This is a genomic window from Streptomyces sp. NPDC020597 (assembly GCF_044335095.1).
GTDB lineage: Bacteria > Actinomycetota > Actinomycetes > Streptomycetales > Streptomycetaceae > Streptomyces.
In genome coordinates, this window is the sequence record NZ_JBIRUL010000011.1 from 207,629 (window position 1) to 228,469 (window position 20,841).

The 20,841-nt window shown below is 71.3% G+C and carries 20 protein-coding genes, 3 pseudogenes and 1 riboswitch; of the genes and pseudogenes, 14 read left to right on the forward strand and 9 right to left on the reverse strand.

Features of this window, described 5'->3' with window-relative positions:
- Positions 1-241: 241 nt before the first annotated feature.
- The 4 genes and pseudogenes from ACH4ZA_RS21370 to ACH4ZA_RS21385 all read left to right on the forward strand — a co-directional run bounded on the left by ACH4ZA_RS21370 (position 242) and on the right by ACH4ZA_RS21385 (position 2,406).
- Positions 242-961 (forward strand): hypothetical protein, encoded by a 720-nt coding sequence (locus tag ACH4ZA_RS21370; RefSeq protein WP_398430958.1) that lies wholly within the window; start codon positions 242-244, stop codon positions 959-961.
- A gap of 21 nt (positions 962-982) precedes the next feature.
- Positions 983-1,192, forward strand: a pseudogene (locus ACH4ZA_RS21375) (NUDIX hydrolase); the annotation flags it as partial.
- Positions 1,193-1,213: 21 nt separating this feature from the next.
- Positions 1,214-1,405: a hypothetical protein gene (locus ACH4ZA_RS21380; RefSeq protein WP_319279716.1), complete on the forward strand. Its 192-nt coding sequence runs from the start codon at positions 1,214-1,216 to the stop codon at positions 1,403-1,405.
- A gap of 467 nt (positions 1,406-1,872) precedes the next feature.
- Entirely contained in the window at positions 1,873-2,406 is a 534-nt protein-coding gene (locus ACH4ZA_RS21385) for a tetratricopeptide repeat protein (RefSeq protein ID WP_319279715.1), read from the forward strand.
- A gap of 1 nt (position 2,407) precedes the next feature.
- On the opposite strand, the gene ACH4ZA_RS21390 is transcribed toward ACH4ZA_RS21385, so the two are convergent.
- Both ACH4ZA_RS21390 and ACH4ZA_RS21395 read right to left on the reverse strand, forming a co-directional pair.
- A complete protein-coding gene (locus ACH4ZA_RS21390) occupies positions 2,408-3,250 on the reverse strand; it encodes an IS5 family transposase (RefSeq protein ID WP_398430959.1) in 843 nt (280 codons plus the stop codon).
- 315 nt (positions 3,251-3,565) lie between these two features.
- Positions 3,566-4,243: a hypothetical protein gene (locus tag ACH4ZA_RS21395; RefSeq protein ID WP_398430961.1), complete on the reverse strand. Its 678-nt coding sequence runs from the start codon at positions 4,241-4,243 to the stop codon at positions 3,566-3,568.
- Between the two features lie 368 nt (positions 4,244-4,611).
- Here ACH4ZA_RS21395 and rlmN point away from each other — a divergent pair, with 368 nt between their 5' ends.
- The 4 genes from rlmN (at position 4,612) to ACH4ZA_RS21415 (ending at position 9,696) form a co-directional block, all read left to right on the forward strand.
- The gene (gene rlmN / locus ACH4ZA_RS21400; RefSeq protein ID WP_319281937.1) at positions 4,612-5,718 is read left to right on the forward strand and encodes a 23S rRNA (adenine(2503)-C(2))-methyltransferase RlmN; all 1,107 of its coding nucleotides are present in this window, start codon (positions 4,612-4,614) and stop codon (positions 5,716-5,718) included.
- Positions 5,719-5,754: 36 nt separating this feature from the next.
- A riboswitch (TPP riboswitch) is annotated at positions 5,755-5,862 on the forward strand.
- 80 nt (positions 5,863-5,942) lie between these two features.
- The gene (locus ACH4ZA_RS21405; protein ID WP_398430962.1) at positions 5,943-7,019 is read left to right on the forward strand and encodes a thiamine ABC transporter substrate binding subunit; all 1,077 of its coding nucleotides are present in this window, start codon (positions 5,943-5,945) and stop codon (positions 7,017-7,019) included.
- A complete protein-coding gene (locus ACH4ZA_RS21410) occupies positions 6,995-8,677 on the forward strand; it encodes an ABC transporter permease (RefSeq protein WP_398430964.1) in 1,683 nt (560 codons plus the stop codon). The genes ACH4ZA_RS21405 and ACH4ZA_RS21410 overlap by 25 nt, the downstream gene beginning before the upstream one ends.
- Positions 8,677-9,696: an ABC transporter ATP-binding protein gene (locus ACH4ZA_RS21415; protein ID WP_398430965.1), complete on the forward strand. Its 1,020-nt coding sequence runs from the start codon at positions 8,677-8,679 to the stop codon at positions 9,694-9,696. Before ACH4ZA_RS21410 ends, ACH4ZA_RS21415 begins: the two co-directional genes overlap by 1 nt.
- A 143-nt stretch (positions 9,697-9,839) precedes the next feature.
- On the opposite strand, the gene ACH4ZA_RS21420 is transcribed toward ACH4ZA_RS21415, so the two are convergent.
- The 7 genes and pseudogenes from ACH4ZA_RS21420 to ACH4ZA_RS21450 form a co-directional block, all read right to left on the reverse strand.
- The gene (locus ACH4ZA_RS21420; protein ID WP_319281948.1) at positions 9,840-10,577 is read right to left on the reverse strand and encodes an LAETG motif-containing sortase-dependent surface protein; all 738 of its coding nucleotides are present in this window, start codon (positions 10,575-10,577) and stop codon (positions 9,840-9,842) included.
- A gap of 340 nt (positions 10,578-10,917) precedes the next feature.
- Positions 10,918-11,337 carry a VOC family protein gene (locus tag ACH4ZA_RS21425; protein WP_319281951.1) on the reverse strand — a complete coding sequence of 140 codons (420 nt, stop codon included), beginning with the start codon at positions 11,335-11,337 and terminating at the stop codon, positions 10,918-10,920.
- Positions 11,338-11,447: 110 nt separating this feature from the next.
- Positions 11,448-12,131, reverse strand: a pseudogene (locus tag ACH4ZA_RS21430) (hypothetical protein); the annotation flags it as partial.
- A gap of 765 nt (positions 12,132-12,896) precedes the next feature.
- Positions 12,897-13,427, reverse strand: a pseudogene (locus ACH4ZA_RS21435) (hypothetical protein); the annotation flags it as partial.
- Entirely contained in the window at positions 13,409-14,152 is a 744-nt protein-coding gene (locus ACH4ZA_RS21440) for an ATP-binding cassette domain-containing protein (protein ID WP_319281954.1), read from the reverse strand. The pseudogene ACH4ZA_RS21435 and the gene ACH4ZA_RS21440, both read right to left, overlap by 19 nt.
- Positions 14,153-14,372: 220 nt before the next feature.
- Positions 14,373-15,737, reverse strand: a complete 1,365-nt coding sequence (locus ACH4ZA_RS21445; protein ID WP_319281957.1) for an aspartate aminotransferase family protein — start codon at positions 15,735-15,737, stop codon at positions 14,373-14,375.
- 19 nt (positions 15,738-15,756) lie between these two features.
- Positions 15,757-16,275 (reverse strand): Lrp/AsnC family transcriptional regulator, encoded by a 519-nt coding sequence (locus ACH4ZA_RS21450; RefSeq protein WP_266725932.1) that lies wholly within the window; start codon positions 16,273-16,275, stop codon positions 15,757-15,759.
- A gap of 179 nt (positions 16,276-16,454) precedes the next feature.
- On the opposite strand from ACH4ZA_RS21450, the gene ACH4ZA_RS21455 reads away from it, so the two are divergent.
- The 6 genes from ACH4ZA_RS21455 (at position 16,455) to ACH4ZA_RS21480 (ending at position 20,829) form a co-directional block, all read left to right on the forward strand.
- Entirely contained in the window at positions 16,455-17,894 is a 1,440-nt protein-coding gene (locus ACH4ZA_RS21455) for a gamma-aminobutyraldehyde dehydrogenase (protein WP_319281963.1), read from the forward strand.
- Positions 17,895-18,101: 207 nt separating this feature from the next.
- The gene (locus ACH4ZA_RS21460; protein ID WP_319281969.1) at positions 18,102-18,461 is read left to right on the forward strand and encodes a sortase-dependent protein; all 360 of its coding nucleotides are present in this window, start codon (positions 18,102-18,104) and stop codon (positions 18,459-18,461) included.
- Positions 18,458-19,168, forward strand: coding sequence for a class F sortase (locus ACH4ZA_RS21465; RefSeq protein ID WP_319281965.1), 711 nt, complete (start codon positions 18,458-18,460; stop codon positions 19,166-19,168). The genes ACH4ZA_RS21460 and ACH4ZA_RS21465 overlap by 4 nt, the downstream gene beginning before the upstream one ends.
- Positions 19,165-19,662 carry an RNA polymerase sigma factor gene (locus ACH4ZA_RS21470; protein ID WP_319281967.1) on the forward strand — a complete coding sequence of 166 codons (498 nt, stop codon included), beginning with the start codon at positions 19,165-19,167 and terminating at the stop codon, positions 19,660-19,662. The genes ACH4ZA_RS21465 and ACH4ZA_RS21470 overlap by 4 nt, the downstream gene beginning before the upstream one ends.
- Entirely contained in the window at positions 19,646-20,203 is a 558-nt protein-coding gene (locus ACH4ZA_RS21475) for a hypothetical protein (RefSeq protein WP_398430969.1), read from the forward strand. The genes ACH4ZA_RS21470 and ACH4ZA_RS21475 overlap by 17 nt, the downstream gene beginning before the upstream one ends.
- A gap of 104 nt (positions 20,204-20,307) precedes the next feature.
- Positions 20,308-20,829: a hypothetical protein gene (locus ACH4ZA_RS21480; RefSeq protein WP_319280353.1), complete on the forward strand. Its 522-nt coding sequence runs from the start codon at positions 20,308-20,310 to the stop codon at positions 20,827-20,829.
- Positions 20,830-20,841: the final 12 nt, after the last annotated feature.

Consider the following 20,841-nt stretch of genomic DNA (forward strand, 5'->3'; position numbering starts at 1 on the left):
GGGCGGGGCCCGTCGTCGTCGGGACGGCCGGCCTGCGGGCGCCAACCAGCTCCTCGGCCTCTTCGGCCTCTTCGGCCTCTTCCGCCTTTCTCGAACCCTCCGACTCCGCCGTCGCATTGATCACCCGTCGGCGCCGCACGGCCGCTAACTTCGAATCTCCGACGTGTGGGATCGCGAGGGGGCGCACATGACAGCGGGCACGACCGGGAGCGCCGGCGAGCGGCCGATCACCTTCGCACCGATGACGAGACAGAAACGGGAACTCCGTGCCCTGCATCTGCTGCGGACGGCGCGCGAGGCGGCTCGGCTCCTCGACGACCCGCAGAGGAATGCCGCCCGGGAGCGGAAGGTGTGGGAACTGCAGAGGGCGACCGCGGAGCTGCTGGGCCTGCCGTTGGCCTCCGTCCCCCTCGACACCGTCCAGCAGAAGAAGCTCGTCACGCACGCCGGCGAGTTGGCGGTTCTCCTGCGCGCCTACAACTGGGGTGAGCAGGACCTCGCCCTGGCGGCCGTGCAGAATGCGGTGGGACGCGAGAACGTCGGCGAGAGGGGCGCGGCCGACGGGTTCGACGCGCTGGGCAAGCTCGTCCTGCCGACGGCCTCCCCGGAGGGCTGGGCGGGGGAGCTCGCCGCACGTGCTGCGGAGGGCAACGAGTATCTGGAGCGGGCGGTCAAGCTCGGCAAGTACCTCCTGCACCCGACGCCCCTCCTCATCCTGGACGACCTGACGGAGATCGTCGGCCAGGCGGTGCACTCCCTGAACGTCAGAAAGCTGACCGGCTGCGTGAACGACCTCGGCGCGTGCCTGGCGCCGAAACGACGGGCGGAGCCGGATGTGCTGCCGGAGGACGACCGCCTCATCCCCGGCAGGGGCCGCACACCGGACAGCCGGGACCTCGCCAAGGTCGCCCCGGGCAACGGGCCGCACGGCCTGGGCGGCCGCAGCGGCTGGAGCCTCTGATCCGAGCCACGTCGAGGTGAGGGTCCGGCCGGCCTCTGCACCGACCCTGGCCACGTCATGGCCTACGACGACAGCGAAGTCCGGCAGCAGTTCCCTGTCTGCTTCACGGCCCGGATCACCGGGGTCGAGCTTCGCACCAGCAGCGAGAGCAAGGAAGCGGCGTTCGTCGACCCGAACAGACTGAACGGCCTGAACATCCATCCCGGCCGGGCAGAGCCCTACGTCGGCTGAAGGCGTCGGCAGGGTCCGGCCATGAGGGAGACCGATCCGTCGACGGAGGCGGACAAGGGCCGAGTGCCGCTCTGGCTGGACCCTGACGACCTGCGCTGGTTGGCCGAGCACTGCTGCTGCCCCGCCGACGCGTCTGACGAGGAGAAAGACCGCTGCGGACGGCTACGCTTCCGCGCCGGCGCAGCGCTGCAGCAACACGGTCAGTCCCGTTGACCGAGTGATCAGGTGCTGACCCCAAGGCGGCTACGCGTTCGCTCGACAGCAGCGCCGAGGTATGGCCGCGCCTTGCTGATCGCGTTGTGCACCTCGCTGCCCGGATCGTAACGGACGAGGATCTCGTCAATGCGGGGCCGAAGTCGAAGGACTGCCCTGTGGGTCCCGTCGTCATGTCGGCGAAGATCAGGGCGTCCAGGACAGGCGAGTCTTCCTGCTCGTAGACGGCCAGCTCCGCCGTGAGGCCGCGTTGCTCTGCCTCGTACACGGCCCCGGAGTGATGGGCGACGGCCTTACGAGACATGCCGGCCACCCGACGTCTCCAGATGACGCGCGCCATCGATGGGGTGGAAGCCGGTGTCACGCAGCTTCCACGGCTTTAGAGCTCGCGCGGAATGGTCCCGGATGCTGGTTGCGGCGAGGGCGGTGCTTTGCTGATCTGGCGGGGTGTGTCAGCGTAGGGCGACATGAGCGATGATCATGAGAGGGCCGCGGTGCTGGCGCGAGCGGTTCAATTGCGGGAACAGGGCCAGGCCGGGCAGGCCAGGGAACAACTGGTGGAGCTGTCCGAGCAGTATCCCGAGGATGTCGAGATCGCCTACCAGACGGCTTGGGCGCACGATGTTCTCGGCCTGGAGCGCGAGGCCGTGCCCTTCTACGAGCGGGCCCTGGGCGGTGCGGGCCTGTCTCCGGAGGATCGTCACGGGGCTTTCCTTGGGTTGGGGAGCACTCACCGGGTCCTGGGCTCCTACGGGCAGGCCGTGCAAACCCTGCGGCACGGGCTCGAGGAGTTCCCGGACGATCCGGCGCTGCAGGCTTTCCTGGCCATGGCGCTGTACAACGAGGGTGAGGGCCGCGAGGCGGTGCGGTTGCTGCTGAAGACGCTGGCCGTCACCAGCAGCGACCGTCGGGTGCAGGACTATCGGCGGGCGATCGAGCACTACGCCGATGATCTGGACGGCGTGCAGCAGACGAACGAGGAGCCACGGGAGAAGAGTTGAGTCACCGGCGGCGCCGCGGGCGGCCGTCCCAGCGGTGCGTGGTCCACGCCCGCCGGATCAGACTGCGGACGGTGATGACGGTGTCGGCGAGGTCGAAGAAAGCGTTGATCACAATGGTGCGGCGTTCGTAGCAGCGGGCCAGGCGGTGGAAGGCGTTCTGCCAGGCATGGGTGCGCTCGACGTGCCACCGCCTGCTCGCCTGGATCGGCGTCTTCTCGCCCTTGTGGGCGATCTGTCCGTGCAGTCCCCGCCGGTCCAGGTCGGTGCGGGTGCCGGCGGAGTCGTAACCGGCATCGAGGTGCACGGTGATGTCGTCCGGCAGTGGCCCGAGTCCGCCCAGCAGGTCCAGGGTCGGGGCCAGGAGCGGCGAGTCGTGGCGATTGGCGCCGGCCCGGACGCGGCCGAGCGGGATACCGTAACCATCGGTCATCGCGGAGCGTTTCATGCCCTGCTTACCCCGGTCGACAGGGGAGCGCCCGGCCGCCTCGCCCCCACCGGGGGCCTTGGTGATCGCGCCGTCCACCGCGATCCGGTCGAGGACCAGGCCGACGATGCGGTCGTAGGCCTCCAGCGCGATCTGCTTCAACCGGGCGAACAGGCCCAGACGTATCCACTCGTCGCGGCGGCCTCGGATCGTGGTGGCCGAACAGGTTGTGTCAGCGATCGCCTCGTAGGAGCAGCCGAAGCGCAGGACCTGCAGCAGCTTGTCGAACACGATCCGGTCGGCGACACGGCGGCGATGACAGCCCAGCGGATGGGCCGGATCGAACTCCGGCCGTGGCGGCAGCAGCGCGGCGAATTGGTCCCAGAGCGGTTCGGTCAGCCATGATGGCAGCACAGGCACAGGTCTCCTTGGTGATCACGAGCGTCGCAACTCCATGATCACGGAACCTGTGCCTGCCTCATCTGCCACTCACCCCGTCGACTGCCTATCCGCGCGGCCTCTTAGGCAGCCACTTTGGGGGAGCCTCGAAGATCATGGCCCCGACGTCGTGCTTTACGGGCCGGTCCACAGACTGCCCGACTCGCCATCAGCTTACGGGGCCATGATCACTCCCCCCAAAGCAGCTCCAGCCCAAAGCCGCTCCGCCGACCTCAGTCGTACTCGGGATCAGGCGCTATCGGGGCTCACAGCTCTTTGACGTTTTGACGTGCCCCCTCATCGACCGATGCCGCTCATATCCAAAACGTCGGCCTTCGCCGGGGGCCGCACGTCCAGTGGCGCATCGAAGGCGCTGAACGAGGTGGTGGAGTGATATTTGGTGCCTTTGTAGACGACCTTGAGGATGTACGGCGTGCCCTTGGCGGCAACGTAAAAGGTGTAGGAGCCACCCTTATCCGCCTTGTCGGTCACCACCAACGGAATTGCCCGGCCGCCGTTGACCTTGGTCGGTTCGCCCTTCGTCGCTACGCCAAAGGAGGTGAACGAGTACGTGCATTGGGTGAGCCCGTCCCCTGGCCGCGCCTCGCTGGAAGGAGTCTTGATCCAGCGACTCTGCTCCTTCGAGCCAGCCATGCCACGGCCTGACTGCTCGATGTAAGCGCGATTCGGGCGGACATAGTCCGTCTCGCCTATCCGGATCTGCTCGAGGCTGGCACCTGTGGCCGAGGTCGTCTTGAACGCACACTTGTCTTTGAGGTCGGTCGTCAGTTGGCTGGAGTAATCATCACCGACGGTCACGGTGGTGGCCGCGTCGATGGTCACTGACTTGAGAGCGCGCATGGTGGCATTCGCGTCGTCAAGCATCTGTTCGGCGGAGAGCTCTTCCGCAGTGCTGGCGTCTGTGCAGCTGGCCAAGGCAGCCCCCAGCGCCAGGCATGCCAGGGCCGCCGTCACGGCGGTCGATATTGTTCGCACAAGCCCCCCAGGTTTGGATTGGATCAGGTTACTGGGGTCACCGGTGAGCCGTCGGCCAGCGCTTGCTACGACGAGGTAATCGGGAAGCCGGGGCGCAGCAGGCCCGGCACTGCGCCGTCGGCATGGAAGTCTCGTTTCGGCTCTCATGATCCCTACCAGGGAGTCGTATGGCCGTTGCACCACCACACTGGCACTGACATCGCCACGAGGCTCCGACCGAGTACCACGCTGGGCCGTCCCTGGGCCGTGCGAAGCCGACCAGCGCTGACGGTCGGCACCCGAGGGTGACCACCCCCACCCCCTTCCGGCCTGGGGCCCCGGAGATGATCTGCGACACTGGTCGTGTTATGCCGAAGCCCGGAGAACTTACATTCGTCGCCCCCCGCGGAGCCCAGAAGCCGCCGCGGCATCTTGCCGATCTCTCGCCCGCCGAGCGGAAGGAGGTCGTGGCGGAGGTCGGGGAGAAGCCGTTTCGTGCCAAGCAGCTCTCGCAGCACTACTTCGCGCGCTACGCGCACGACCCGGCGGAGTGGACCGACATCCCCGCCGGTTCCCGCGAGAAGCTGCGTGAGGCGCTGCTGCCGGACCTGATGTCGGTCGTGCGGCATCTGTCGACGGACCAGGGGACCACGCGCAAGACGCTGTGGCGGCTGTTCGACGGCACGCTCGTGGAGTCGGTGCTGATGCGGTACCCGGACCGGGTGACCATGTGCATCAGCTCGCAGGCGGGGTGCGGGATGAACTGTCCGTTCTGCGCGACCGGGCAGGCGGGCCTCGACCGGAACCTGTCCACCGCCGAGATCGTGCACCAGATCGTCGACGGGATGCGGGCGCTGCGGGACGGCGAGGTCCCCGGCGGGCCGGCGCGGCTGTCGAACATCGTGTTCATGGGGATGGGCGAGCCGCTCGCCAACTACAAGCGGGTCGTGGGGGCCGTGCGCGCCCTCACCGACCCGGCGCCCGACGGGCTCGGGCTGTCGCAGCGGGGCATCACCGTGTCGACGGTCGGGCTGGTGCCGGCCATCCACCGGTTCGCCGACGAGGGCTTCAAGTGCCGGCTCGCGATCTCCCTGCACGCCCCCGACGACGAGCTGCGCGACACGCTCGTCCCCGTGAACACGCGGTGGAAGGTGCGCGAGGTGCTGGACGCCGGGTTCGAGTACACCGAGCGGTCGGGCCGCCGGCTGTCCATCGAGTACGCGCTGATCCGCGACATCAACGACCAGGCCTGGCGTGGTGACCGGCTCGGCCGGCTGCTGCGCGGCAAGCCCGTGCACGTCAACCTGATCCCGCTGAACCCGACCCCGGGCTCGAAGTGGACGGCCTCCCGGCCCGAGGACGAGAAGGCGTTCGTCGAGGCGATCGCCTCGCACGGGGTGCCGGTCACCGTCCGCGACACCCGTGGCCAGGAGATCGACGGAGCCTGTGGTCAGCTCGCGGCCACCGAGAGGTAATCTGGCCACATCACGTCATCAGATTCGGACATCTTCATATTCCGACAGGGGAGCGCCACAGCGCTGAGAGTGCGGCAACCGGGCCGCAGACCCTCTGAACCTCGCCCAGGTCATTCTGGGTAGGAAGTTCGGTCATCACTCGAGCTGTTGCGCCCTGCCCGGGGTCCCGCGCGGATCCCGGGCAGGGCCGCGTCTCTTCCTGGTCCGTCCCAGGAGGAAATCCAGTGCAGAACAAGACCTTCGTCGCCGCGGCCGTCGGGCTCGGCCTGGTCGCCCTCACCGCCTGCGGGTCGTCGGGGGACGGGAAGGGCGAGACGGACTCCAAGACCGTCACCCTGGTCAGCCACAACTCGTGGGCCGTCTCCAAGAACGTGCTCGCGGACTTCGAGAAGCAGTCCGGCTACCGGGTGAAGGTCCTCAAGGACGGCGACGCCGGGCAGGCCGTCAACAAGGCGATCCTCACCAAGGACCACCCGCAGGGCGACGTCTTCTTCGGCATCGACAACACCCTTCTCTCCCGCGGCCTCGACAACGGGCTGTTCCAGCCGTACGAGGCGAAGGGGCTGGACCAGGTCGGCGCGCAGTACCAGCTGGACGCCGGCAAGCACCGCGTGACGCCCATCGACTTCGGCGACATCTGCGTCAACTACGACAAGGCGTACTTCACCGAGCACGAGCTGGCCCCGCCGGCCACCTTCGACGACCTGGTCAAGCCCGTGTACAAGGACCTCCTCGTCACCGAGAACGCCTCCACCTCCTCGCCCGGTCTCGGCTTCGTGCTCGGCACCGCCGCGCAGTACGGCGACACGGGCTGGGAGGGCTACTGGAAGAAGCTCAAGGCGAACGGCGTGAAGGTCGTCGACAGCTGGGACCAGGCCTACACCGAGGAGTTCTCCGGGTCCGCCGGCGGCAAGAAGGCCAAGGGCGACCGTCCGCTCGTCGTCTCCTACGCCTCCTCGCCGCCCGCCGAGGTGGTCTTCGGCGACCCCAAGCCGGCCACCGCGCCCACCGGCGTCGCGACCGGCACCTGCTTCCGGCAGGTCGAGTTCGCCGGGCTGCTGAGCAACGCGGCGAACGCCAAGGGCGGCAAGGCGCTGATCGACTTCCTGATCGGCAAGGAGTTCCAGCAGGACATGCCGCTGAACATGTTCGTCTACCCGGTGGTGAAGGGCGCGGCCGTGCCCGCCGAGTTCACGAAGTACGGGCCCGCCGCCGAGCACCCCGAGACCATGGACCCGGCGAAGATCGCCGACCGTCGCGACCAGTGGGTCAAGTCGTGGACCTCGCTCGTACTGAAGTAGCCCCGACCAAGGGAGCCCGGGGCTCCCGGGGGAGCGCGGCGGCGCGGCTCGGTCTCATGGCCGTGCCCGTCGCGTTCTTCGCGATCTTCTTCGCCTACCCGGTCGCTGCGATCGTCGCCCGCGGGCTCGACAGCGACGGCTCCTGGCGCTTCGGGCAGCTGTGGGACGTGCTCGCGCAGTCCGACATCCGGCACGTCCTGTGGTTCACCCTCTGGCAGGCGCTGGCCTCCACCGCGCTGACCCTGCTGGTCGCGCTGCCCGCCGCCTATGTCTTCGCGCGGCTCGACTTCCCCGGAAAACAGGTGCTGCGGGCCGTCGTCACCGTGCCCTTCGTGCTGCCGACCGTCGTGGTCGGCACGGCTTTCCTGGCGCTGGTCGGCCGTGGCGGGCTGCTCGACGCGCTGGTGGGCGTACGGCTGGACACCACGGTGTGGGCGATCCTGCTGGCGCACGTGTTCTTCAACTACGCGGTCGTCGTACGGACGGTGGGAGGGCTGTGGGCGCAGCTGGACCCTCGCCAGGAGGAGGCGGCGAGGATGCTGGGCGCGTCCCGTCTGCGGGCCTGGCGCACCGTCACCCTGCCGGCGCTCGGGCCCGCCGTCGCCGCCGCCGCGCTGATGGTGTTCCTCTTCACCTTCACCTCGTTCGGCGTGGTGCAGATCCTCGGCGGCCCCACCTTCTCCACCCTGGAGGTGGAGATCTACCGGCAGACCTCCGAGCTCTTCGACCTGCCGACGGCCGCCGTCCTCACGATCGTCCAGTTCGCCGCCGTGGGCGCGATCCTCGCCGTGCACGCCTGGACGGTGCGGCGCAGGGAGTCCGCGCTGCGGCTCGTCGACGCGGCGGGCACGGCGCGCCGGCCGCGCGGTGCGGGGCAGTGGACGCTGCTCGCCGGGGTGCTCGCCACGATCGCCGTGCTGCTGGTGCTGCCGCTCGCGGTGCTGGTGCAACGCTCGTTCGACGCCCCGGACTTCGCCTATTACCGGGCGCTGACGAGCGACGAAGGCAATGTCTTCCTCGTCCCGCCGATCGACGCGATCGGCAACTCGCTGGAGTACGCGGCCGTCGCGACCGTCATCGCCGTGTTCGTCGGCGGGCTCGCCGCGGCGGCGCTCACCCGGCGGGACGCCGGACGGCTGGTGCGCGGCTTCGACGCGCTGCTGATGCTGCCGCTGGGCGTCTCCGCGGTGACCGTCGGCTTCGGCTTCCTGATCGCGCTGGACGAGCCTCCGCTGGACCTGCGGACCAGCTGGATCCTCGTCCCGCTCGCGCAGGCTCTGGTCGGCGTCCCCTTCGTCGTGCGGACCATGCTGCCGGTGCTGCGGGCGGTGGATCAGCGTCTGCGCGAGGCCGCCGCCGTGCTGGGCGCGTCCCCGTGGCGGGTCTGGCGGGAGGTGGACCTGCCGTTGGTGCGGCGGGCCCTGCTCGTCGCGGCCGGGTTCGCCTTCGCGGTGTCGCTGGGGGAGTTCGGGGCGACCGTGTTCATCGCGCGGCCCGACAACCCGACCCTGCCGGTCGCCGTCGCCCGGCTGCTCGGCCGGGCCGGAGAGCTCAACTACGGCCAGGCAATGGCCCTTTCGACGATTCTGATGGTGGTGTGCGCGGTGGCGCTGCTGGTGCTGGAGCGGCTGCGGACCGACCGGACGGGGGAGTTCTGATGCTGCTGGAGCTGGAACGCGCGACGGTGCGGTTCGGCGGGCGCGCCGTCCTCGACGAAGTCGATCTCGCGGTCGCCGAGCACGAGGTGGTATGTGTGCTCGGGCCCAGCGGCAGCGGAAAGTCGACCCTGCTGCGGGCGGTGGCCGGACTCCAGCCGCTGGAGCGCGGGCGGGTCCGGCTCGACGGACGGGACCAGGCCGGCACCCCCGCGCACCGGCGCGAACTCGGGTTGATGTTCCAGGACCACCAGCTGTTCCCGCAGCGGGACGTCGCCGGCAACGTGGCCTTCGGGCTGCGGATGCGCGGCATGCAGAAGGGCCGACAGGGCGACCGGGTGCGGGAGTTGCTCGAGCTGGTCGGGCTGCCGGGGGCGGGCGGCCGCGCCGTGGCCGCGCTCTCCGGCGGTGAGCAGCAGCGGGTGGCGCTGGCCCGGGCGCTCGCCCCGCGGCCCCGGCTGCTGATGCTCGACGAGCCGCTCGGGCAGCTCGACCGGTCGCTGCGCGAGCGCCTCGTGGTGGAACTGCGGGAGCTGTTCGGCCGGTTGGGTACGACCGTGCTCGCGGTCACGCACGACCAGGGTGAGGCGTTCGCGCTCGCCGACCGGGTCGTGGTGATGCGGGACGGCCGGATCGCCCAGTCGGGCACGCCCCTGGAGGTGTGGCAGCGGCCGGCGGACGCGTTCGTGGCGCGTTTCCTCGGCTTCGACAACGTGGTGGAGGCGACCGTCACGGGCGCGGTGGCGGTCACGCCGTGGGGGAAGGTGCCGGTGCCCGCCGGCTCCGGTCAGGGAACGCGCACACTGCTCGTACGGCCGGCCGGCGTCCGCCTGGCGGGCGCGGACGCGGGACTGCGCTGCACGGTCGCCGCGCGCGCCTTCCGCGGCGCCCATGTCGCCCTGCGCCTGCGGCCGCAGGACGCGCCGACGCTCGAGGCGGCGTGCGCGCTGCGGGACGCACCCGCGGTCGGCGACGCCGTGGGAGTCTCCTTCGACCCGGCCGAGATCGTGGTGCTGGGCTGATCGGCCGCCGCCCGCGGTGTGCCGCGGCCGGGTGCCGGACCGGACCGCGAGCCGCCGCGCTTCATGCGAGCGCCTGCCCCCGTGCATGCGGGTGGCCCGCCCCGGTGAGGGGACGGGCCACGGACACACGGGTCGTGGTGCGGTCAGCGGTGGCTGGACCCGCGGCGACGCATGCCGAAGAACACCGCACCGCCGCCGACGACGACCAGGGCGGCCGCCACGCCGACGATCAGGCCGGTGTTCGAACTGGCGCCGGTCTCGGCGAGGTTCGACTCCTGGACCGCGGCCGAGGGAGCGTTGCTCGCGGAGGGTGCGCCGGGCGTGCCGGGCGCGGCGCTGTCGCTCGCCGAGTCGGACGGCGAGGGCAGGGCGGTGGCCGTCTCGGCCGGCGGCGAGACGGTGCCCGACGGCGTGGAGGAGGCCGTCGAGGACGGGGTGCCGGTCGGCGTGGAGGTGTCGGCCGCGCACGCCTTGGCCGGGGTGGTCAGGTTCTCACCGGGGTTGATGTCGGCGTCGACCAGGGTCTTCTTGCCCTTCACGGCCTTGACGTGGATCCGGTAGATCGCGCCCGGCTCCCAGTCCTCGGCGAAGGAGACGGTGACGCCCTTCTTCGAGCCCTTGACGATCTGTTCCGCGCCGACCTGTCGGAGGTCGGCGCCGTTGTTCTCGAGGAAGACGGTGACGACGGCCGGGACGCCTGCGGCGTCCTTGTCGGTGACGGTGATGACGCCCTTGGCGCCGTCGCAGGCGGCCGCGGCGGAGAAGTCGCCTATCTCGCAGGCCAGCGCGGTGCCCGAGGCGCTCAACGCGAGGGCGGCGGAAGCGGCGGCGACACCGAGCATGCGCACCGAACGGGCGGTGATACGGCGGGAAAGGGACACGTTTGTCCTTTACGGGAAGCGCAACTGCGGGGGGTGGAGGGGGAGATGGCGCCCCCGGTGAGCCGAGTGCGTCACCATCCCCAGCAGACCCACAGGTCTATAAGCGTTTCATAAGAAGTGTCAATCCGGGGAGTCTCCCAGGGGGTTGACTTTGCCGTCTTATTAACCGCTGAGACGTTTCGGCGCCTCCCGGACCTTCTCTATCCGGTCAACAAGGCTTAAACGGGACGTCGTAGTCCGCTTCCGGTCGGGTCGCCGCAGGAACGGCCGGGCGGGCGCCGTCGGATGCGCCCGCCCCTGCCCGGTGCCGGCGTGCGGGACCGGGACACCTGCGTGAGGGTCAGCCCTGGACGGCCGACGGGTCCATCCACACGACCTCCCAGGTGTGGCCGTCGAGGTCGTCGAAGGAACGGCCGTACATGAAGCCCATGTCCTGGGTCTGACCGCTGGGGGAGCCGCCGAGGGCGAGCGCGCGGTCCACCAGTTCGTCGACCTTCTCGCGGCTCTCCGCGCTCAGCGCGATGAGGACCTCGCTGGTCTTCGAGGAGTCCGCGATCTCCTTCTTGGTGAAGGTCGAGTAGAACGGCTTGGTGAGCAGCATCGCGACGATCGTGTCGCTGATCACCACGGAGGCCGCGTTGTCGTCGCTGAACTGCGGGTTGATCCCGTACCCGAGCTCCGTGAAGAACTTCTTCGACGCGTCGAGGTCGTTCACGGGCAGGTTCACGAAGATCATCTGCTGGTAGGCCGGGGTGGTCATCGCGCTCTCCCAAGGGGGTTCGTGTCGTTCGGATGTGCTGTTCGGTGGGGTAGACCGGAGCGTCCCGGCGAACTCATCGGGGGTGCGGGAGGTTTTTTCGGGACGGCGTCTCAGCGGACCAGTGGGAGAGCCGCCAGTTCGGCCACGACCAGGGTGAGCGGGACGAAGAGCGCCAGCAGGGCGCCGGTGCGCAGGGCGGCGGCGCTGCGCAGGGTCTTGGCCGGGGCGCCGAGGCGCAGCAGGGCGGCGGTGGTGTCGGCACGGGCCTGCCGCGCCTCCACGGCCGAGGTCAGGAGCGTCGCGACGGTGCAGCCCGCCACGACCGCGGCGCCCAGGGTGGACAGCGGGCCGAAGGACGGGTCCGCCGGGTCGTACAGCGCGGTCATCGTGTACGCGCCCGAGGCCACGGCGCAGACCACGCCCAGCGGGCGGCCGATCCTGGACGCCTCCTGCATCAGCCCGCGGCCCGCGAGGAGCCGCAGGGCGCCGGGACGGGCCGCCTGCAGCAGGCGGCCGCAGAGATGGGTGAGACCCGGGCCCGCGAGGGCGAGGCCCACGACCGTGAGGGCCCAGCCGAGGAACACGGCGGCGGGGCCCTCGGGCAGGCCGCCGGGCAGGGGGATTCCGCCGCCGTCGGCGGTGCGGCTCGCGTAGCCCTCCACCGCCAGGCCGGCGGCGAGCAGCGCGGCGCCCCAGGGGAGGGCGGTCGGGTCGGGGGCGGGAGGGTTCTGCGGGGGATGGAACCCGGGACCGGCCGCGACCCCCGCGGGGTCGCCCTCCGCCGGCTGAGGGGCCTCGCCGCTCAAGCCCTGCGGTGCGCGGTCCGCCGCGCCGCGCAAAGCCGCCGTGCGGCCCTCCACGGGCGGGTGTTCCCCGGCCGCCGGGACGTGGTGGCCGTCGGCGGGCCGTCCGTTCGCGGGACGTTCGTTCTCGGGACGTCCGTTCGTGGACGGTTCGTTCTCGGGTCGATCGCGCCCGTCCTGGGCGGGCCCGGCGTCCGTGCCGTTCGCCGGGTGGGCGTCCGGACCGTCGGGGCGGGCGAGGCGTCCGGTCACCGTACGGGCGCTCCGGGCGACGGCGGAGGGGACGGTGCGACGGAGCGCGTCCTGGGCGTCGGCGACCGCGCCGGTGGCGGTCCGGCCGTCGGGCTCGGCGCGGCCGTCGGGCGTGCCGCGGCCCCGGCCCTCGTCGGCCCGGCCGCTCCCCGCCGGGCCGTCCGCTGCCCGGCGGTCCGCGGCCCGGGCGGCACGGTCCTCCTCGATCGCGGTAGCGGCCGCGGTCCCCTGCTCGTGGCCGGCGGCCCCCAGAGCGGAGTGCTCTTGCGTACCCGGGGCGCCGGGGCCGTCCGCCGTCCGGGCCAGGTCGCCGGCCAGGGCCGGGACGTCCTGACCGTCGGCGGTCCGAGCGCCGGCCGGAGGCTTCCCGGCGTGGGGTGCGTGGGGTGCGTGGGATGCGCGGGGCGTCGTCGTGCGGTGAGCGCCGTATCTGCCGTACGCGCCGAACCTCTCCCCCCGGCCGTTCGCGCCGGGTGCGGTGAAGCGGCCGAGCAGTCTCGGGGTCGCCTGGGCCGCCACGCGCGCGTCCCTCGGCCGGAGCATCAGCGCCACGGCCACGGACGAGGCCGCGGGCACCAGGGAGAGCAGGGTCAGCGCGGCCGGCAGGGGCAGCGGCCGGCTCGCCGCCAGGAAGTCGCTCGCCGCCCCGTCGAACGGCATGCCCGTGAGGTCGCCGCGGAGGTGGAGGAAGAGCAGCAGGGCCAGCATGGAGCCGAGCAGCGTCGACAGGGCCGTCGTCGTCGCCGAGACGACCATCAGACGGGTCGGCCCCAGGCCGATCGCCGCCAGCCCCGGGCGCGGGCGGGTGCCGGGGTCGGTGCGGGCGACCGCCCTGGCGAAGTAGACGGTGGCGGCCAGGGGCGCCGCACACCAGGCGAGCCGGAGCGCGGCGGACGCCGACGCCTCGGGGTGGGTGAGCGCGTGGCCGAGGGTGCTCAGCAGAAGGAAACCGGTGCCCGCCGAGGCCGCCGCCACCAGGAGCCGGCGGAGCTGGACGGCGGGGTGGGCGCTGCGGGTCAGACGGCGAGCGAGCACGCGGCTTCCCGGCCTTCCGGCTCCGTGACCGGCGGCAGATGGACCGTGTTGACCCGGCGCCCGTCCAGCAGGGCGACCGTGCGGTCCGCGAGGGCCGCGGTCTGCGCGTCGTGGGTGGCGAGCACGACGGTGATGCCGTGCGAGCGGGCGGCCGAGGTCAGGGTGCGCAGGACGTGGGCGCGGTCCGCCCGGTGGAGCGGCGCGGTGGGCTCGTCCGCGAAGAGGACCGAGGGAGCCGGGGCCAGGGCCCGGGTGATGCAGACCCGCTGCCGCTCGGCCTGGGTGAGTTCGTGCGGCCGCAGCCGGCAGCGGTCGCCGATGTCCAGGCGTTCCAGCCATTCCAGCGCGGCGACCTTGGCCCGCCGGCGGCTGGTGCCGCGCAGCATGAGGGGCAGGGCGGCGTTCTCCCAGACGTTCAGCTCGGGGACGAGGAGCGGGACCGGGTCGATCCAGCCGAAGCGGTCCCGGCGCAGCCGTTCGCGGGCCGAGGCGCCCATGGTGTGCACGGGGAGGCTGTTGAACCAGACCTCGCCGCTGCGGGCGGAGGCCAGGCCGGACAGACAGCGCAGCAGTGTCGTCTTGCCGCTGCCGCGGGGCCCGCTGACGGCGAGGATCTCGCCCTCCCGCACACCCATCGAGACCCCGGCCAGCCCGGGGGAGCCGTCGGGGTGCGTGAAGTGCAGGGAGCGTGCCCAGAGCACGTCGTTGTCCGGCGGGGCCTCCATGGGCGTACACCTCGGTTCAGATCTGTGGTTCCCGTGCCGATCCCCCGAGCGGGGGAACGAAGGCAGGGTCGATCGGTCACTGGCACGCTAGGCAGGCGACGGCGGGAGGCCGGACAGCACACGGCCCCGGACCGCCGTTTCTCACTCGAACGGCAGACTCCGGGGCCGGTGTTGATCAGCTGATCAGGCTACGTCACGGACGTCACGGATGTAACGGACGTCACAGCTTCGTCCACGCCTCCGTCAGCGTGGCGCGCAGGATCTGCTCGATCTCGTCGAACGTCTCCTGGTTGGAGATCAGCGGCGGGGCGAGCTGGACGACCGGGTCGCCGCGGTCGTCCGCCCGGCAGTACAGGCCGTTCTCGAACAGGGCCTTGGAGAGGTAGCCGTAGAGGACGCGCTCGGTCTCCTCCTCGTTGAAGGACTCCTTCGTGGCCTTGTCCTTCACGAGCTCGATGCCGTAGAAGAACCCGTTGCCGCGGACGTCGCCGACGATCGGCAGGTCGTGCAGCTTCTGGAGCGTGGACAGGAACGCGCCCTCGTTGTCGAGGACGTGCTGGTTCAGGCCCTCGCGCTCGAACAGGTCCAGGTTGGCCAGGCCCACCGCGGCCGAGACGGGGTGGCCGCCGAAGGTGTAGCCGTGCAGGAAGGTGTTGTCGCCCTGGTAGAACGGCTCTGCCAGCCGGTCGCTGACGATGCAGGCGCCGATCGGGGAGTAGCCGGACGTCATGCCCTTGGCGCAGGTGATCATGTCCGGGACGTAACCGAACTTGTCGCAGGCGAACGTCGTGCCGAGGCGGCCGAAGGCGCAGATGACCTCGTCCGAGACGAGCAGCACGTCGTACTGGTCGCAGATCTCGCGCACCCGCCGGAAGTAGCCGGGCGGCGGCGGGAAGCAGCCGCCGGCGTTCTGGACCGGTTCGAGGAAGACCGCGGCGACCGTGTCCGGGCCTTCGAAGAGGATCTGCTGCTCGATCTGGTCCGCGGCCCAGCGGCCGAAGGCCTCGGGGTCGTCGCCGTGGATCGGGGCGCGGTAGATGTTGGTGTTGGGCACCTTGTGCGCGCCCGGGACGAGCGGCTCGAAGGGGGCCTTCAGGGCCGGCAGGCCGGTGATGGACAGGGCGCCCTGCGGAGTGCCGTGGTAGGCGACCGCGCGCGAGATGACCTTGTACTTGGTCGGCTTGCCGATCAGCTTGAAGTACTGCTTCGCGAGCTTCCAGGCGGTCTCCACGGCCTCGCCGCCGCCGGTGGTGAAAAAGACCTTGTTGAGGTCGCCCGGGGCATGGTGGGCCAGCCGCTCCGCGAGTTCCACGGCCTTGGGGTGGGCGTAGGACCACACCGGGAAGAACGCGAGTTCCTGGGCCTGCTTGGAGGCCGCCTCGGCGAGTTCCACGCGCCCGTGGCCTGCCTGCACCACGAAGAGGCCGGCGAGGCCGTCGAGGTAGCGCTTGCCCTTGTCGTCGTAGATGTAGGTGCCCTCGCCCCGGACGATGGTCGGTACCGGCGAGTTCTCGTACGAGGACATGCGGGTGAAGTGCATCCACAGGTGGTCGTACGCGGTGCGGCTGAGGTCCTTGGTGCTCACGGTTATCGGGTCCTCACGGTTATCGGGTTCCCCACATGTAGGTCTGCTTCTTCAGCTTCAGGTAGACGAAGCTCTCGGTGGAGCGCACGCCGGGCAGTGCCCGGATGCGTTTGTTGATGACGTCCAGCAGGTGGTCGTCGTCCTCGCAGACGATTTCGGCGAGGACGTCGAACGAGCCCGCGGTCATCACCACGTACTCGACCTCGGACATGTCGGTGAGCGCTTCCGCGACGGACTCCACGTCGCCCTCGACGTTGATCCCGACCATCGCCTGCCGCCGGAAGCCGACGGTGAGCGGGTCGGTGACGGCGACGATCTGCATCACGCCCTGGTCGAGCAGCTTCTGGACGCGCTGGCGCACGGCCGCCTCCGACAGGCCGACGGCCTTGCCGATCGCGGCGTACGGCCGGCGGCCGTCCTCCTGGAGCTGCTCGATGATGGCGAGGCTCACGGCATCCAGATGGGGGGTGCTGCCGTTCCTGGACTCGCGGGAGTCCCTGTGCTCTGCGCTTCGACTGGCCACGACGTCACTGTGCACGACAGGTCGACAGTTCCGCAAGGTCGGGGCGATGAAATTCGTTGTTTACGTGACCGAGATCTGCGGATTCCGCAGCCGAGGCCCGATCGGGGGTGTTGAAATCGCGGGCGGGCGGATTAGGGTGGGTGTCTCAGTACATGGACACCCCCAGAAGCAAGAATCCGATCAGGAGGCCGGCAGTGAGCACCGAGCTGCGTCGTCTGCGCAACTACATCCACGGCGAGTTCCGGGACGCCGCCGACGGACGGACCACCGAGGTGGTCAACCCGGCGACGGGCGAGGCGTACGCGACCGCGCCGCTGTCCGGTCAGGCGGACGTCGACGCCGCGATGGCCGCCGCCGCCGAGGCGTTCCCGGGCTGGCGCGACACGACCCCCGCCGAGCGCCAGAAGGCCCTGCTGAAGATCGCGGACGCCTTCGAGGAGCGCGCCGAGGAGCTCATCGCGGCCGAGGTGGAGAACACGGGCAAGCCCGTGGGGCTCACCCGCTCCGAGGAGATCCCGCCCATGGTCGACCAGATCCGCTTCTTCGCGGGCGCGGCCCGGATGCTCGAGGGCCGCTCGGCCGGCGAGTACATGGACGGCATGACCTCGATCGTGCGCCGGGAGCCGGTCGGCGTCTGCGCGCAGGTCGCGCCGTGGAACTACCCGATGATGATGGCCGTGTGGAAGTTCGCCCCGGCGATCGCCGCGGGCAACACGGTCGTCCTCAAGCCGTCGGACACCACCCCGGCGTCCACCGTCCTGATCGCCGACATCGTCGGCTCGATCCTGCCCAAGGGCGTCTTCAACGTCGTCACCGGCGACCGGGAGACCGGCCGGCTGATGGTCGAGCACCCGACCCCGGCGATGGCCTCCATCACCGGCTCGGTGCGCGCGGGCATGTCCGTCGCCGAGTCGGCGTCCCGGGACCTCAAGCGCGTCCACCTGGAGCTGGGCGGCAAGGCGCCGGTCGTCGTCTTCGAGGACACCGACATCGCCAAGGCCGTCGAGGACATCTCGGTGGCGGGCTACTTCAACGCGGGCCAGGACTGCACGGCCGCCACCCGGGTCCTCGTCCAGGAGTCCATCCACGACGAGTTCGTGGCCGCGCTCGCGAAGGCCGCGTCCGAGACGAAGACCGGGCAGCCCGACGACGAGGACGTGCTGTACGGCCCGCTGAACAACCCCAACCAGCTCAAGCAGGTCTCCGGCTTCATCGAGCGGCTGCCCGCGCACGCCAAGGTCGAGGCGGGCGGCAAGCAGGTCGGCGACAAGGGCTACTTCTACGCCGCGACCGTGGTGTCCGGGCTGAAGCAGGACGACGAGATCATCCAGAACGAGGTCTTCGGACCGGTGATCACCGTCCAGTCCTTCACCGACGAGGAGCAGGCGGTGGAGTGGGCCAACGGCGTCGACTACGCCCTCGCCTCCTCGGTGTGGACCAAGGACCACGGCCGCGCCATGCGGATGTCCAAGAAGCTCGACTTCGGCTGCGTGTGGATCAACACCCACATCCCGCTGGTCGCCGAGATGCCGCACGGCGGCTTCAAGAAGTCCGGCTACGGCAAGGACCTCTCGGGCTACGGCTTCGACGACTACACCCGCATCAAGCACGTCATGACGTCCCTGGACGCGTGACGCTCCGCGGGCCGGCCGGCTGTATGGGCGGTCGGCCCGCGGTGGCGTGCGGTGGGCCCGCCGTGCGGGTGGGCCCGTGGTGCGGGCGGGCGGCCGCGCGCTCGAATCACTCGGCTTTGCCATCTCTTTACAACCCGGTCGCGGGCTGTCTCGTCTCTTCGTCCGATCCGTCAACGGACCGACGAAAGAGAGCGATTCATGCGACTCATGTCCCGAACGGGCCTGGCCGGCCTGGCAGTTGCGGGCACCGCCCTGCTGGCGGCCGCGACGCCCGCACTCGCCGACTCGGGGACTCCCACCCCCGCGCCCTCCACCGCGGGGCGGGCCGCCTCCCCGGCCCCGGCCGACGCCTCCGCCATGCCGACCACCGCTCCCGCCGAGTCGGGAAGGACGCCTGCGGCCGTGCCGAGCCAGGTCGGCGTGGTGCCCAGGGGAGGAGCCAGGACCGGTGTCGCCGAGCCGTCGTCCGAGGACCACGGCGCACTGATCGGCGGCGCGGCCGCGGCGTCCGCGACGGCCGGCGTGGTCTTCCTCGTCGTACGCCGTCGGAGGGCGTCCGGCGCATGAACCCCCTCTCCAGGCGCGCCCCGGTCCTGACGGCCCTGGCCGTGCTGCTGCTCGCGGGCTGCGCCGGCGGCTCGACGGCCGGGACGCCGCCGGCTGCCTCCACGGCCGCCTCGGGCCCCGCCGTCTCCTCGGCCTCCTCGGGGTCCGCCGGGCGGCCCGCGGCGCGTCCGCTCGCCCGGTCGGCGCCGGTCGGGCTGCGGATCGCGGCCATCGGCGTCGACACCCCGGTCATGCGGCTGGGGCTGGCCGCCGACGGCAGCGTCCAGGTGCCTCCCGTCGAGCGGCACGACCGGGCGGGTTGGTACGAGCACTCGCCGACGCCGGGGCAGACGGGACCGTCGGTGATCCTCGGTCACGTCACGGTCGGCCGGTACGGCGACGGCGTCTTCCGCCGCCTGAGCCGGCTGCACGCCGGCGACCGGATCGCGGCGCGTCTGGAGAACGGCACGACGGCCGAGTTCGCGGTCACCAAGGTGCGTACCGTCGACAAGGCGCGCTTTCCGACGGAGGACGTCTACGGGAACGTGGACCGCCCCGAACTGCGTCTCATCACCTGCGGCGGCCCCCGCAGCGGCGACGGATACCGTGACAACGTGATCGTCTTCGCCGTGCTGAGCACGGGGGCGGACGCGGGGTCGGACGCGGGGTCGAAGTCCGGGCCGGGCGTCGCGTCGAGCGGCTCGAGCAGTTCTGCGGGAGAACGTTGAAACGGTCACGCTCGCGCGACAGGGCGGCGTCCGAGCTGTTCGCCGCGCTCTATCCACGCCTGGCCGGCTGGTGCCGCCGTCTCGTCGACGACGACGAGACGGCGCACGAGATCGCGTCGGAGGCGTTCACCCGGCTGTGGGCCCGCTGGACGTCGGTGGCGGAGCCCCAGGGCTTCCTCTTCGTCACCGCCGCCAACCTCGTCCGCGATCACTGGCGCAAGCTCGAGCGGGAACGCCGGGCCGTGCGCCGCGCCACCGCCGAGGCCGCGATCGCCCCCGCCGCCGAACCGGCCGACCCCTCGGTGCGGATGCTCGTGCAGTCCCTGCCCGACCGGCTGCGCGTCCCCATCCTGCTTCACTACTACGCTGACATGCCGATCCGGGAGGTGTCCGCGCTGACCGGGCGCAAGGAAGGGACCGTGAAGGCCGATCTGCACGCGGCCCGCGAACTGCTCCGCGCCCACCTGAGGAGAAGCCTTGATCACGCCCGTTGACGACTTCGACGACGGCTTCGACGACGGTCGCCCGGACCTCGCCCCCGAGGATCCCCTCGCCGTCGTTCTGCGGCCCCCCTCCGGTCGTCTCGCGCCGCCCGCCGGAAGTTACGAGAGGATCCGCCGCGGTGCGCGCCGCCGCCGGACCCTGCGCGCCGCGGCCGCGGCCGGCGCCACCTGCGCCGTCGCCGCGCTCGCCGTCCTGCTGCCGCTGCGTCCGGCCGCGTCCGGGCCGCCGCGGCCCTCGATCCCGCTCGCGCCGCCCCCGGCGAGCGGACCGGCGACCGTGCCCGCCCCGACGCCTCCGCTGAGCCCGGTCGCCGAGGACCCTACCGAGGGGACGGCCGAGAGCCGGGCGCCGGACGCCCGGGTCCCGACTGCTCCCACCGACACCGCTGCCTCCACCGACGCCCGTAGCTCCGACCGGTCGCCGTCACCGCCGTCACCGGCGCCGTCGTCGTCGCCGGCCGGGATCCGCGCCGTTCCCTCGGGGACGAGCGAGCGGTCCGCCACGCCGTCCGTCGCGACCGGGAGGCGTTGACCCGCCGATCCCGCGCTCGTGCCGCTGTCCCCTACCGCCGCCCGGTCGCCCGCTGCCGGCGCCCCATGTTTTGAACATGTTCAATTTCGGCGTACGCTGCCGCCATGAGCGACAGAGCCGCCCTGGTGAAGGGCATTCGTGTCTGGCTGGTCCTTTTCGTCGTGTGCCTGGTGCTCAGCGGCGTCACGGCCTTCCCGCTCGTCCACGAACTGCGCTGGACGGAGGAGTTGCTGCGCGCGCTGTCCGTGCCGGAGCGGCTGCCGGGCGCCATGGAGTGGATCGAGCGAGTGCGGCGCGGCCTCGACACCGCCGACGCCGACTACCCGTTCCTCCTCTACGGCACGGACTGGCTGGCCTTCGCCCACCTCGTGATCGCCGTCGCCTTCTACGGCCCGTACCGCGACCCGGTCCGCAACGTGTGGGTGGTGGAGTTCGCGATGATCGCCTGCGCCGGGATCGTCCCGCTCGCGCTGATCTGCGGACCGATCCGGGGCATCCCCCTGTGGTGGAGCGTGATCGACATGTCCTTCGGCGTGTTCGGGGTCGTCCCGCTGTGGGTCGTGCGCCGGAAGATCCTGCGGCTGGCGGAGATCGGCCCGAACCCCTGGGCGGCGCCCGCGGTGTGAGCGCTCGGGGGA